General features: G+C 39.4%; 11 protein-coding genes and 1 pseudogene. 5 read left to right on the plus strand and 7 right to left on the minus strand.

The genetic code is table 11. From position 1 onward, the window contains the following. Positions 1–265 precede the first annotated feature (265 nt). The gene (locus H5968_RS22790) at positions 266–2,146 is read left to right on the plus strand and encodes a caspase family protein (protein ID WP_187041777.1); all 1,881 of its coding nucleotides are present in this window, start codon (positions 266–268) and stop codon (positions 2,144–2,146) included. A gap of 187 nt (positions 2,147–2,333) precedes the next feature. On the opposite strand, the gene H5968_RS22795 is transcribed toward H5968_RS22790, so the two are convergent. The 4 genes from H5968_RS22795 to dapA form a co-directional block, all read right to left on the minus strand. After that, entirely contained in the window at positions 2,334–2,720 is a 387-nt protein-coding gene (locus H5968_RS22795) for a Mo-dependent nitrogenase C-terminal domain-containing protein (protein WP_096570093.1), read from the minus strand. 493 nt (positions 2,721–3,213) lie between these two features. Beyond that, on the minus strand, positions 3,214–3,345 hold the full coding sequence (locus H5968_RS25890; RefSeq protein ID WP_255427229.1) for a hypothetical protein: 132 nt from the start codon (positions 3,343–3,345) through the stop codon (positions 3,214–3,216). Between the two features lie 127 nt (positions 3,346–3,472). Continuing rightward, positions 3,473–5,245, minus strand: a complete 1,773-nt coding sequence (locus tag H5968_RS22800; protein WP_187041769.1) for a ribonuclease J — start codon at positions 5,243–5,245, stop codon at positions 3,473–3,475. Positions 5,246–5,549: 304 nt separating this feature from the next. After that, entirely contained in the window at positions 5,550–6,434 is an 885-nt protein-coding gene (dapA, locus tag H5968_RS22805; protein ID WP_187041770.1) for a 4-hydroxy-tetrahydrodipicolinate synthase, read from the minus strand. Positions 6,435–6,514: 80 nt separating this feature from the next. Between dapA and H5968_RS22810 the strand changes: the two genes are divergently transcribed. Then, complete coding sequence (locus H5968_RS22810) at positions 6,515–6,661, plus strand: hypothetical protein (RefSeq protein WP_187041771.1); 147 nt, start codon at positions 6,515–6,517, stop codon at positions 6,659–6,661. On the opposite strand, the gene glmU is transcribed toward H5968_RS22810, so the two are convergent. Together glmU and H5968_RS22820 are read right to left on the minus strand one after the other, a co-directional pair. Continuing rightward, positions 6,619–7,974, minus strand: a complete 1,356-nt coding sequence (gene glmU, locus H5968_RS22815; protein ID WP_187041772.1) for a bifunctional UDP-N-acetylglucosamine diphosphorylase/glucosamine-1-phosphate N-acetyltransferase GlmU — start codon at positions 7,972–7,974, stop codon at positions 6,619–6,621. The two genes, H5968_RS22810 and glmU, sit on opposite strands and share 43 nt — an antisense overlap. A gap of 647 nt (positions 7,975–8,621) precedes the next feature. Beyond that, positions 8,622–8,942: pseudogene (locus tag H5968_RS22820) on the minus strand (ISLre2 family transposase); the annotation flags it as partial. A gap of 48 nt (positions 8,943–8,990) precedes the next feature. Here H5968_RS22820 and uvsE point away from each other — a divergent pair. After that, complete coding sequence (uvsE, locus tag H5968_RS22825) at positions 8,991–9,947, plus strand: UV DNA damage repair endonuclease UvsE (protein WP_187041774.1); 957 nt, start codon at positions 8,991–8,993, stop codon at positions 9,945–9,947. Between the two features lie 47 nt (positions 9,948–9,994). Then, complete coding sequence (locus H5968_RS22830; protein ID WP_187041775.1) at positions 9,995–11,593, plus strand: Hsp70 family protein; 1,599 nt, start codon at positions 9,995–9,997, stop codon at positions 11,591–11,593. A gap of 131 nt (positions 11,594–11,724) precedes the next feature. On the opposite strand, the gene H5968_RS22835 is transcribed toward H5968_RS22830, so the two are convergent. After that, positions 11,725–12,351: a class I SAM-dependent methyltransferase gene (locus H5968_RS22835; protein WP_187041776.1), complete on the minus strand. Its 627-nt coding sequence runs from the start codon at positions 12,349–12,351 to the stop codon at positions 11,725–11,727. Between the two features lie 93 nt (positions 12,352–12,444). Between H5968_RS22835 and hemH the strand changes: the two genes are divergently transcribed. Continuing rightward, positions 12,445–13,611 (plus strand): ferrochelatase, encoded by a 1,167-nt coding sequence (hemH, locus tag H5968_RS22840; protein WP_096568808.1) that lies wholly within the window; start codon positions 12,445–12,447, stop codon positions 13,609–13,611. Positions 13,612–13,680: the final 69 nt, after the last annotated feature.

Genomic DNA, 13,680 nt, shown 5'->3' on the forward strand with positions numbered 1-13,680 from the left:
ACAAAAATTGATCATTTATCGCCCGAATGCTTCGCCCGTAAAGAAGTCAGGAGTCGTAGGGGCGAAGCATTGGGAAAACAACCTGGGACAAAAATTGATCATTTATCGCCCGAATGCTTCGCCCGTAAAGAAGTCAGGAGTCGTAGGGGCGAAGCATTGGGAAAACAACCTGGGACAAAAATTGATCATTTATCGCCCGAATGCTTCGCCCGTACTTACATCAGAACAACTTTCAACAAGTAAACAAAAACCGACAATGAGCGGGATGGTAAATTACTGGGCGATCGCTATTGGCATCAATCAATATGAGTTATTTCAACCTTTGAGTTGCGCTCAAAACGATGCGGAGGCACTAAAGGATTTTTTGGTGACAGAAGTAGGTTTTTTACCGCAAAATTGCCTACTGATGACAAATACTTCACCACCGATAGAGGAAAGATCCTCTTATCCAACCCAAGACAATATTCTAGTTTTATTGGAGGAATTAGCAGCAAAATCTTGTCAACCAGAGGACTATCTATGGTTTTTCTTCAGCGGTTACGGTGTCAACTATAATGACAAAGATTATTTAATGCCGGCTGATGGAAATCCTGATCAGGTGTTAGAAACTGGCATAGCTGTGAAACAACTGATGCAAAGTTTCCATGCTGCCAAGTTGAATGTATTACTAATATTTGATATTAACCGCGCCTTTGGTACACAAGCTGATGCTCCCGTAGGTCAAGAAATTATTGACACCGCCAAAGAACTAGAAATGGCTGTCATGCTTTCTTGTCAACCAGAGCAATTTTCCCACGAAATTAGTGAACTAGGTCATGGCTTATTTACAACAGCATTATTAGAAGCTTTATTTTCCGGCAAAGGTAGCAGCTTAAAAGATTTAGACACCTATCTGAGTTATCTCACCCCAGAACTATGTCAACATCATTGGCGGCCTCTTCAAAATCCTGTCATTTTCATCCCTGACAGTCCTCCAGTCATGATTCCCATCTTGACATTAGATAATGATTCCCAAACCGAGCCACTGATTTTTCCTGAAGAAAACTTTGCCGTTGCTACCTCCTCAGTGACACAGAAAGAGTCTAAAAATTCCCCTACAGAAAAAGCTTGGTGGACGGAAAATAAAACCGTAGAAACTACCCTCAACAAAACTTCTTTACAGTTAGATCAGTCTACAAATTCAGAGACATCTGTTACTAATTCAACTGTAGATACTAATGAAATCTTGGCAACTTCCCCAGAATTAAACACCGGCGCTAGATTTATTCCCGCTGCTGCTAAAGACTACGCCCAACCTGCTATTCAGTCAGAAACTCCCATTTGGAAACAATTTATTTTGTGGGGGGGCGGTAGCATGACTATCGTCGCTTTAATTACAACTTTTGTTCTTCGCAATCAGGCGAGTTTTCGCTTCCATAAATTATCAGCATCCCTAAATAATACTACTAATAAACAGGAATTTTCCCAGAATTTACCTCCTATTCCTGCTACGGTGGAAACAATTCAACCACCCACAACTTCTGTCGTTTCCAATTTGGATTCCCAACAGCGTAATCAAGCAATTTTAGAACTAGAGAAAATGTCTCTGAGTCCAAATAAATCTGGTGATTTGAGTCAAGCGATCGCCTCTGCTCAAAAAATTTCACCCGGTGAACCGCTTTATCAACAAGCACAAAAAAATATTCAGGTTTGGAGTCAAATGATTTTAGATTTAGCCCAGGAAAAGGCTAACCAGAGAGAATATATTGATGCTATAGCTACTGCGGAATTAATTAATAAAAATACAGCCTTTTATCGCCAAGCAAAAACATTAATTGCAAAATGGCAATTAGAAGCCAAGCAGTATTTAAGTAATCAAACTTTGTTGGATACTGCTAAAGCTTTAATTCGACCAGGACAAGCTTCTACTTATAACCGAGCGATTGAAGTAGCGAAAAAAGTACCACCAGGACAACCAGGGTTTGAAATTGCCCAAACATCTATTAATCAATGGAGTGAACAAATTTTAGAATTAGCTAAAAACCGCGCTGCACAAGGAGATTTTAACACTGCCATTGCCACTGCTACTTTAGTTCCTAAGCAAACCATCGCTTATGAAGACGCTCAGGATGCCATTGAAAAATGGCGCAATCAGTATACTAGGTGATTGGGGATTGGTGATTGGGGACTGGGGACTGGTGACTGGTGACTGGGGACTGGGGAAGAAAATTTTAGATTTTAGATTTTAGATTTTAGATTGGAGATCACAAAAACAATCCAAAATCCAAAATCCAAAATCCAAAATAAAAAACTCCTGCCTCCTGCCTCCTGCCCCCTGCCTCCTGTTGTATCACTTAACAATATTGTGAAATATCTTCGCCACATTCATCAGCTAGATAGCACAGGGCGCGAAATCTTAAACCTACAACTTCTTCATATAAAGGATTGAGTTTACACATTGGGGGAATGTGAAACAAGACTTTCCCAAACAATTTGACATCACGTTCAAAAGGACATTGAGGGGGAATTAATCTACACACCCGATGAGCAAATTGGCGATCGCCTACTTTTAAAGTATCCAACCAATTTCGCAAAGGACGCAGGAAATCCCAACCTGAATGAGAATGAGAAGCCTGTAACTCGGTGATATTAGCTTTATTGGTATTATTCGTCTCTGCTTGATGGAGCGATACCCAGCTTGTGAAAAAAATATTTTTTGTGGTACTTTCAAATGCCTTCATGGTTACTCCTCTCTGTTTATGAGGGTATTCACCTTACTGATGAATATACAATATGACAATCACTCTGTCCGGGAGAATAGTATTTTGACGAAAATTCTGGAAAAAGTGCGAGTAGCTACTGAAAATCAGAATCTGTGTATTACTACGTCAAGTTAAACTTAATTTCCTTAAAATGTGTACTCCACTTAGCTAATCTTTTTCATAACTTGACACTCTTTAAATTTTAATGAAGACCTCTATCTTTGGACGGGTTTGGCTGTAACTATTACAAAACTTAACATACTTAATGTTTATAGGTCAAGTAACAATTATAAATAGGGGTTGCTGAGAAAGTCTTTCCGTGAGGGCATAGGAGTCAGGAGTCAGGAGTCAGGAGTCAGGAGTCAGGAGTGGTAGGGGCGAAGCATTAGGGCGACTAATTATCAATTTTTGTCCAAGCCTATTTTCCGAATGCTTCGCCCGTACAGGAGTCAGGAGATCAAGGAGTCAGGAGTCAGGAGTCAGGAGTCAGGAGTGGTAGGGGCGAAGCATTAGGGCGACTAATTATCAATTTTTGTCCAAGCCTATTTTCCGAATGCTTCGCCCGTACAGGAGTCAGGAGGAGATTGGAAAATTTCTTTGCCATCTCTTGAAATCCCCAAAAATGCACACTTTTTCCGGTATACCCTTCAAAACCCTTGCACTAATTTCTGTGTTTATCAGCCTCTAACCTTTGATATATCAAGGTTTTAGGTTTATTCAGCAAACCCTAATTAAGAAGCCACAGCAGTAGAACGAGTACGCCGTCTTCTACCATCAGAAACCTTCACAGCAGGTTCAGGCGGTTGTTCAGGAACTTGCAGCAACAAAGTCACAGAAGCTTGACATTGTAACTCCCGACGCAGAGAACGGGCCAACTCTTTCTCTAAAGTGCCTTGTAAACCGCCCCAGTCTATATCATTGGGTTCATTTCCCGTCACAAACTCAGACCAACGAACCCGCAAAATTTCCTCAATGCGTTGCTGTACCCATTTCAATAACAGCGATCGCTCAATACTTGTCACCACACCCCGCAGGTGAATTTCTGGTCTAGCCAACAGTTTACCATTCCAATCAACAGCAGCCGCAATAGTCGCCAGTCCTTCAGAAGCCATCGTTTGCCGTTCTTGCAATACTTTGGCACTAACCATTCCAGAACTCGTTGTATCCACCAGTTCAATACCCGAAGGTACTTTAGCCGCCACACGGATAGATTCTTCTGTGAGTTCTATCACATCCCCATTCTGAATAATCACCATATTTTCTTTGGGAATGCCCATACTCTGAGCAGTTTCCGAATGCTTCACCAACATCCGATGTTCACCATGAACAGGGACAAAGAACTTAGGACGAGTTAAAGCCAGCATGAGTTTTTGTTCTTCTTGACAACCGTGTCCAGAAACGTGAACGCCCTTATCTCTACCGTAGACCACATGAGCGCCTTGGATCATCAATTTATCAATGGTGTTTACCACCGCAATGGTATTACCAGGAATGGGGTTAGCAGAGAAAACAACTGTATCTCCTTCCCTAATTTTAATATGGGGGTGTTCTTTGTTAGCAATGCGAGTCATGGCGGCCATTGACTCACCTTGAGAACCTGTTGTTAAAATCAGTACGTTCTCATCCGGTAAACCCCGGACAGTATGCAAGGGTTGAAATAGGCTATCTTCACATTTGATATAACCTAAATTCCGGGCATGGGCAATCAAATTTAGCATTGAACGTCCCACAACTGTTACTACTCGGTTATGTTTCTTGGCCAGTTGCAACACTATATTGATCCGATGCACACTGGAAGCAAAGGTAGTAACAAATAAACGCCCTTTAGCTTGGGAGAATACCCGGTCAAGGTTAGGATAAACGGAACGTTCAGATGGTGTAAATCCTGGTACTTCTGAGTTAGTGGAATCACTTAACAAGCAAAGTACACCTTTTTCCCCATGTTCCGCTAGGCGCTGTAAATCAAACTTTTCACCATCTACAGGGGTATGGTCAATTTTAAAGTCTCCTGTATGGATAACTACACCTAATGGAGTATGAATAGCAACGGTAAAACTATCAGCAATAGAGTGGGTGTTGCGGATGTATTCGACAAAAAAGGCCTTACCAATTCTGACGACATCACGAGGAAGAACAGTTCTTAATTCTGTGCGATCGCGTACTCCTGCTTCTTCCAATTTCCCCTCTAACATGGCCATTGCTAATCTTGGTCCATAAATCACGGGGATGTCAAATTGTTTCAGGTGAAAAGCAATACCACCAATATGGTCTTCATGACCATGAGTAACAATCATGCCTTTGATTTTATGGCGATTTTCCCGTAAATAAGTTGTATCAGGTAGTACAATATTTACTCCGTGCATAGCCTCGGTGGGAAAAGCCAACCCTGCATCCAAGAGGACAATTTCATCCTCGTATTCAAAAACACAGGTATTTTTTCCTATTTCATGTAAACCGCCCAATGGAATAATTTTCAGGGCTGAGTTAGCTTCGTTTCTAGCCATTTTCTCCTGTATGTTGTGTGAGTTGTTAATCAGTTGATAGTTAGCGTTCTTGTATGAAAGACAACATCAAATGTCTATATAATTCAATGTCAAAATAGCCAATTTCCACTTCTGATATTCAATCAATTTGGTATTGAATAAATAAAAGTAATTGACCCCGTTCCCGTAGCTTCTGATCAAAAAAGATTCTTATATCGTTCAGTTGTAGCACAGATGTTTAAATTGCAACCTAGAAGCAATTATTACTTTTTCTTTATAAGTATCCGGGAAACCAGCATCTGGCTAGTATCCAACATATTGGCGCTCAGATTAAACCGAGTTTATGTAACACATCTTCTAACTTCTGACAGATTTCTGCGTCAGCTTCGCACAGCGGTGGACGAACTGAACCAACGTTCCAACCTTGAAGTTTTAATGCTTGTTTAACAGGAATGGGATTTGTTGTTAAAAATAAAGCTTTAAACAACGGGAATAGTTGTAAATGAATCTCAGTAGCAATTTGAATGTTGCCTACATTAAAGGACTCTATCATCTGTTTTAGTTGATTACCTACCAGATGAGAAGCCACACTCACCACGCCTTTAGCCCCAACCGCTAACATAGGCAAGGTTAAAGAATCGTCTCCAGCGTAAATCTGAAATTCCTGTGGTGTCAAGCGGCGAATTTCACTAGCTTGATCTAAGTTACCACTGGCTTCTTTAATTCCCACAATGTTGTCGATTTGTGCTAATTGCACAACTGTTTCTGGACTCAAATTTTGACCAGTCCGACCAGGAATATTATATAACAACATCGGTAGATCAGGACAGGCTTGAGCGATCGCCTGAAAGTGTTTGTATAGTCCCGCTTGGGGTGGTTTGTTGTAATAAGGTACAACTTGTAAAGAACCATGTACTCCTATTCTAGCTGCTTTTTCCGTTGCTGCGATCGCTTCTTTGGTAGAATTTGAACCACATCCAGCAATTACTTTTGCTTTCCCTGCTACAGATTGCAACACTTCCACAAACAGTTGATACTCTTCATCCCAGCTTAATGTCGGAGATTCACCTGTTGTTCCACATATCACTAATGTATCTGTACCATTGTCAACTAAATTTGCTGCTAATTTTCCAGCTACTTCATAGTTAACACTACCATCTGCTTTAAACGGCGTGATCATTGCCGTTATCACTGTACCAAAATCTACCACCCGTTTTTCACTCCTGATTTGTTGTTAGTTGTTAGTTGTTAGTTGTTAGTTGTTAGTTGTTAGTTATTAGTTATTAGTTATTGGTTATTGGTTTATTCATCTTTCTTTCCCAGTCACCAGTCACCAGTCCCCAGTCCCCAGTCCCCAGTCACCAGTCCCCAGTCACCAGTCCCCAGTCACCTACTTATCTTTCAGCTTTGATCTTCCAACCTGGTTTAACTACCTGACGACTCCGGGCAATGACTAAAGCTTCATTTTCCACATCTTCTGTCACCGTTGAACCTGCGGCAATATAAACATCATTACCGATGGTAATAGGTGCGACTAAAACACTATTAGAACCGGTTTTGGTGCGATCGCCTATTCTGGTTCTATGTTTTTTCACTCCATCATAATTAGCGGTAATTGTTCCTGCACCAATATTTACCTGAGTTCCCGCAGTTGTATCACCCAAATAAGAAAGGTGTGCAACATTAGAAGCATCTCCTAATTGAGTATTTTTCAACTCTACAAAATTACCAATTCTGCAATTTTCACCCACTTCCGCATGGCCACGCAAATGAGCATAAGGACCAATACGAGTTCCTGCTTCCACAAAACTATCTTTGACTACAGAATATTGCACAGTGACATTTTCACCCAACTGGCTATTTTCAATTAAACTTCCAGGTCCTATGCGACTACCAGATTTAATCAATGTTTTACCCCGTAAATGAGTTTGAGGTTCAATAATCACATCTGGCTGTAATTCTACAGTTTCATCAATTGTCACACTAGCAGGATCAATAATCGTCACACCTGCCAAAAGCCATTTTTCCTGAATACGTCTTTGCAAAATCTCGTAAGCTGTGGCTAATTGCAATCTATCATTAATTCCCAGAATTTCTTGGTCATCTTCCACATCTACAGCCATCACCTTACCTACTTGGGTAACAGCATCAGTGAGATAATATTCTTTTTGGGCATTATTATTTTGTAAATGTGGTAAAAATTTTGCTAAATCAGACCAGCGGAAACAGTAAATACCAGCATTAACACGGTGATTTTTTCTTTGTTCAGGAGTGCAATCTTTATCTTCAACTATTTCCTGTACAATGCCGTTTTCATCACAAAAAACTCTTCCGTAACCTTGGGGATTTGATAAATGTGCTGTGAGAATAGTACAGGAATTTTGATTTTCTTGATGAATTTGTAATAAGTTTTTCAGAGTTTTAGTTTGTAACAAAGGCACATCACCATTTAAAATTAACAAATCCCCAGTGTAACCTTCTAAATGAGGAAGTAATTGTTGAATAGCGTGTCCTGTGCCTAATTGTACAGTTTGTTCCACAAATTCCAATTCAGAATTTCCACCTAAAGCAGTTTTTACTTCTTTAGATTGATACCCAACAATTACTAACCTGCGTTCAGGTGCAAGGGGTTCTAGACTATCAATAACTCTCTCGACTAGAGATTTTCCACCCAAAGAATGTAAAACTTTAGGTAGATGAGATTTCATTCTTGTGCCTTTTCCAGCGGCGAGAATTGCTACAACAACCATAATTAATTATCAGTAAATGACAATAAATGCTTTTTTGACTGGGAGATTCAAGGCTAAATCATATCAGTTAATTATCTAGAGTTGACAAAGTCTTTCTGTGTGGGTGAGGAGTCAGGAGTCAGGAGTCAGGAGTCAGGAGTAGCTTCTTCAAATTCATAATTTCTAAGGTACAACCACAACTTGGTTACGCCCAGCAGCTTTAGCAAGGCAAAGAACAGCATCAGCAGTTTGAATTAATGCTGTACCACTAGCACTATGTTGGGGAAAACCAGTAACTCCCAAATATACTGTGATCTCCTGACTCCTTGATAGCGACTTGTACTGAGCCTGTCGAAGTAAGCTTGGCTTTAGCCATACTCCTTAATATTCACAAAAGGACTTTTTCAGCAAACCCTAATTAGCTGCATTTCTAAGATTGTAGGACTTACGCAAGATGTGACTGAAAACCTTATTCTTGCGTAGGGGTAATTCATGTAGCTTGCTTCCCGAAGGGTATTACCCCTACGTTCCCTTTTGCGTAAGTCCTGGATTGGTAAAAATCTCTGATAATCTTCATAAGTTCTATCGTTGGTAATAGGAATATTCTGAGTTTTTACTTTTTTCCCCTGTTTATCAACTACATAGATTGTTAATAATTCAGGTCATTTGAGTGTTACTAAAACATTACTTACTGTTAATATTTCTCTTTTTCTACAACTATGTCTTTTTGTCTTGGGATGCCAATAACCTTTGGTTTGATTTATTGCTGTTTCATGAGCCACTTCTGATTGAGAAAGCTTATGCAATAACATTACAATACATTGACCCGCTAACACTAATGCCGCTTCTCTTATTTTTTCTTCTCTTTCTTTTACAGTTCGTCCATCCCACTCTTCGATTTTTGTCAAATCTAAAAGTTTCTTCACATTTTCTTGAAATTATGATATGGAATCTGTTAAACTTAGATTTGCATATATAGCATTTACCAATTACCAATTACCAATTACCAATTACCAATTACCAATTACCAAAAAAATATGAAATTACAACAAAAAGAGATAACATTAAAAAAAATAAATCCACAACAGCAAAACCAAACTGAGCCACACTTAGGTTTGGTTTGTATCACTATTGATAAACAAGTGCGTTTTCGGACTATTACCCGGACCCGTTATTTAAAACTTTCTCCTCAACAAAGAGAAGATACCCTAAAAGAACTTTATCAAAATAATTTGCGCTGCTTGGATGGGGCGTTAACTTTCTGTCAAAAGCAAAATATTCGCCTTTATCGCATGACTTCGGCTTTATTTCCGATGAGTGATATGGAAGATAAAATTGGTGGAAATATATTAGAAGAAATGAGGGAAGATTTAGCAAAAATTGGGGAGAAGGCAGAAAAATTAAACATCAGAATGGTGTTACATCCTGATCAGTTTGTAGTCTTGAGTTCTGATAATGATGAAGTCATAGAAAATAGTATCAAAATTTTAACAAACCACGCCTACACTTTAGATTTACTTGGTTTACCTCAGTCACCTTGGGCGTTAATGAATATTCATGGTGGGAAATCTCAACGTGGGGAAAAATTGGTAAAAGTAATTTCTGAACTACCACCAGGTATTAAAAACCGCTTAACTTTAGAAAATGATGAATATGCTTATAATGCTCAGGAGATTTTAGAGGTATGTCAACAAGCTGGTATACCGATGGTTTTTGATGCACATCATCACATTTGCTATGAAAATTTAGATTCTTATGATCATCCTAGTGTAGAATATGTGGTTTTGGCAGCGCGAGAAACTTGGGAAAATCCAGATTGGCAGTTAGTACATATTTCTAATGGGGAAACAGGTTTTAATGATAGAAAACACAGTGATTTAATTACAGCCATGCCTCAAGCTTACCACCAAGTACCCTGGATAGAAGTAGAAGCCAAACACAAAGAAAAAGCGATCGCTCATTTGCGGGATTGGTGGTTAATGCAGAATAATTAACGTTATATTAACTTTACTTAATTAGTTGATCAATAATAAATTGAGAAATGGCGATCGCGATTGATTTTGGTACTAGCAACACAGTTATTACTCGCTGGAATCCCGTTACCCAGCAACCGGAAACTTTGACTTTACCGGGTTTATCCCTGCAACAAAGTCTTAATCCCCCACTGATTCCCAGTTTAGTATATGTAGAAGCAGCGAGTGAAAGTAAAGTTTTAGTTGGACAGCAAGTGCGCGATCGCGGTTTGGATCTCAAAGATGATAACCGATTTTTCCGTAGTTTTAAACGCGGTATTGGCGCAGATATTCAGGGTTTTTTACCAGAACTAGATGGAGAAATCGTCACCTTTGAAAAAATAGGTAAATGGTTTTTAACCAGGGTAATCGAAGAATTAACACTAATAGAAGGTGGTTTAGATTCTTTGGTTTTAACAGTACCTGTAGACAGTTTTGAGGCTTATCGTCACTGGTTAGGCAAAGTTTTTCAAACACTTCCAGTAGAACAAGTTAGGATGTTAGATGAACCTACTGCTGCGGCTTTAGGTTATGGTTTAACAGCACAAGAAAATTTGTTAGTAATTGATTTTGGTGGTGGAACATTAGATTTATCTTTGGTACGTTTAGATCAACAGGTACAAACTAATACTAAACCAGTAGGATTTTTATTAAAGTGGGGTAATAAATCTTTAGCGGAAGATTCCAAACAAAAGGTAAAAACAGCCCGTGTATTAGCAAAAGCGGGGCAAAATTTAGGTGGTACAGATATTGATAATTGGATAGTTGATTATTTTGTCAAAACTAAAGGGTTGCCAGTTAATTCTATAATTACTCGGTTAGCAGAACGAGTAAAAATTCAATTATCTACCCAAAATAAAGCCAGTGAAGTTTATTTTAATGATGAAACTTTTGAAAGTTATGAATTGGATCTTGACCGTCAGACTTTAGAGAATATTCTCAAAGATCATGGATTTTTTGATAAGTTACATGATACCATGATGACCTTGTTACAACAAGCCCGTCGTCAAGGTATAGAACTAGATGATATTAATGCAGTTTTGTTAGTGGGTGGAACTGTACAATTACCAGTAGTAAATACATGGGTACAGCAATATTTTGAACCAGAAAAAATCCGTTATCAAAAACCTTTTGAAGCGATCGCTCAAGGTGCATTACAAATTACCCAAGGTTTAGAAATCAAGGATTTTCTGTATCATAGCTATGGAGTGCGGTACTGGGATAGACGCAACCAACGTCATAGTTGGCAACCAATAATTAAAGCAGGACAAGCTTATCCCATGAGTCAACCGGTAGAATTAGTTTTAGGTGCTTCTAGGGAAAATCAGCCGAGTATTGAGTTAATTTTAGGAGAATTAGGCGCAGAAACCGGAGGTACAGAAGTTTATTTTGATGGCGATCGCTTAGTAACTCGCAAACTTGAGTCTGTGACAACTACAGTTAAACCGCTGAATGATACAGAAGAAGCCAGAAAAATTGCTAAACTTACACCCCCTGGTTTTCCGGGGAGCGATCGCATTAAAGTCATGTTTCAAGTTGATGAACAACGATTTTTAAGAATTACCGTTGAGGACTTATTAACAAATAATACCCTGGTAGAAAATCAACTTGTGGCACAATTGAGTTAAGGAGGCAGGAGTCGTAGGGGCGAAGCATTCGGGCGACCAATTATCAATTTTATGAAAAGGCTATTTTCCCAATGCTTCGCCCTTACAGGAGTCAGGAAGAACGGATTTTATTTTCCCTGTTCCCTATTTTTTCAAGCCTTGCTACTGACAATTACCTGTAAACTACCACCAGCATATAAAATTGGTTTACCAACATCAAAACCAGATTCTCTTAATAAACCAGGTAAATCAGTTTTTAATAACTGCCAAGCTGTTTCCGTTTCAAACAACCAAAAAAACACTGATAAACCAGGCCAAAATATAGGATTTGTGGGAGGATGAAAATCTACTAAAGTAAAAATTCCCCCTGGTTTTAATACTCTATAAACCTCTTGGATGATTTTTCTTAATTGTTCAGGTTGCATTTCATGTAAAGCGGCGCTAGTATGCACCACATCAAACTCATGATCTGTAAAAGGCATATTTTCCGCATAAGCTTCTACATAAATAGCATTCGGCACATTCTTTTTTGCCCGTTGTAAAGATAAAGGCGAAGCATCCAATCCTGTAACATTTTGTGATAATTTCACCAAAAAAGCCGTAGTTTGACCACTACCACAGCATAAATCTAGAATTTGAGAATCTGAGTTGAGGCTTAAACCTTGTAAAGCGAGTTGACGAAAACGCCCCTCACCGCCCACACTCAGGGCTGCTAACCGGGATATGGCATCATATAACCATTGATAGCGGTAACTCAAGTCTCGAAAAATTGTTGCCATTGCATATTTCCTTAACGTTAAGCTTTATATTGAATAAAGATATATTGTTAACATTAGTAAAAAAATTGTAAAGATTGGGGGAAAGTAACTGCTATGGGTCGTGTAGGCGTATTATTACTCAATCTAGGTGGACCTGATAAATTAGAAGATGTGGGTCCATTCTTATATAACCTGTTTTCAGATCCCGAAATTATTCGCCTACCATTTCGATGGATGCAAAAACCATTAGCTTGGTTTATTGCCACACGGCGAGAAAAAACATCACAAGAGAATTATAAGCAAATTGGTGGGGGTTCACCATTGCGAAGCATCACAGAAGAACAGGGGGAAGCGTTAAAAACCCAATTGGATGCTATGGGTAAAGAAGCAAATATCTATGTGGGAATGCGTTATTGGCATCCCTACACAGAAGAGGCGATCGCCCAACTGGCACAGGATAACATTGACAAGTTGGTAATTTTGCCACTGTATCCCCAATTTTCTATTAGTACCAGTGGTTCTAGTTTCCGGTTGTTAGAAAAACTTTGGCAAGAAAACCCAAAACTTCAACCTTTGGAATACACTGTGATTGCTTCCTGGTACAAACAACCAGGTTACTTGCAAGCAATGGCGGAACTGATCATTGAGCAACTCAATCAATTTCCCAACCCTGATCAGGCACACATCTTTTTTAGCGCCCACGGTGTACCAAAAAGCTATGTTGTAGAAGCAGGGGATCCTTATCAGCAGGAAATTGAGGAATGTACTCAATTAATTATGCAAACCCTTAATCGCCCCAATGCCCACACCTTAGCTTATCAAAGTCGTGTCGGTCCAGTGGAATGGCTGCAACCTTATACTGAGGATGCCTTAAAAGAACTGGGTGAAAAAGGCGTTAAAGATTTGGTAGTAGTACCCATTAGTTTTGTTTCTGAACACATTGAAACTTTGCAAGAAATTGATATTGAATATCGGGAAATAGCCGAAGAAGCAGGAATTGAAAACTTCCGACGTGCTGCTGCTCCCAACACTCATCCAGTATTTATTCAAGCACTGGCAGATTTGGTAATTGAGTCTTTGGAAAAACCGGATCTCAAACTTTCCCAAGTTACCCAGATGAAGAAAAAGGTGAAAATGTATCCTCAAGAACGTTGGGAATGGGGAATGACAACTAGCGCCGAAGTCTGGAATGGTAGAATTGCCATGCTTGGTTTCATTGCTTTGATCATCGAAATTATCACCGGTCGAGGCTTACTCCATGCTATAGGGCTTTTACAGTAGGTGACAGGAGGCAGGAGGCAGGAGATCAAGGAGTCAGGAGTCAGCAAAGAAGCAGGGGAGCAGGGGAGC

It is taken from the genome of Sphaerospermopsis sp. LEGE 00249 (assembly GCF_014299995.1).
Taxonomy (GTDB): domain Bacteria; phylum Cyanobacteriota; class Cyanobacteriia; order Cyanobacteriales; family Nostocaceae; genus Sphaerospermopsis; species Sphaerospermopsis kisseleviana.

Bases quoted from the DNA above. Each gene is read 5' to 3' on its own strand.
- glmU (WP_187041772.1), bottom strand. From the start codon at position 7,974: ATGGTTGTTGTAGCAATTCTCGCCGCTGGAAAAGGCACAAGAATGAAA.
- hemH (WP_096568808.1), top strand. From the start codon at position 12,445: ATGGGTCGTGTAGGCGTATTATTACTCAATCTAGGTGGACCTGATAAA.
- H5968_RS22790 (WP_187041777.1), top strand. From the start codon at position 266: ATGGTAAATTACTGGGCGATCGCTATTGGCATCAATCAATATGAGTTA.
- H5968_RS22835 (WP_187041776.1), bottom strand. From the start codon at position 12,351: ATGGCAACAATTTTTCGAGACTTGAGTTACCGCTATCAATGGTTATAT.
- H5968_RS22830 (WP_187041775.1), top strand. From the start codon at position 9,995: ATGGCGATCGCGATTGATTTTGGTACTAGCAACACAGTTATTACTCGC.
- H5968_RS22800 (WP_187041769.1), bottom strand. From the start codon at position 5,245: ATGGCTAGAAACGAAGCTAACTCAGCCCTGAAAATTATTCCATTGGGC.
- uvsE (WP_187041774.1), top strand. From the start codon at position 8,991: ATGAAATTACAACAAAAAGAGATAACATTAAAAAAAATAAATCCACAA.
- H5968_RS22795 (WP_096570093.1), bottom strand. From the start codon at position 2,720: ATGAAGGCATTTGAAAGTACCACAAAAAATATTTTTTTCACAAGCTGG.
- H5968_RS25890 (WP_255427229.1), bottom strand. From the start codon at position 3,345: ATGGCAAAGAAATTTTCCAATCTCCTCCTGACTCCTGTACGGGCGAAG.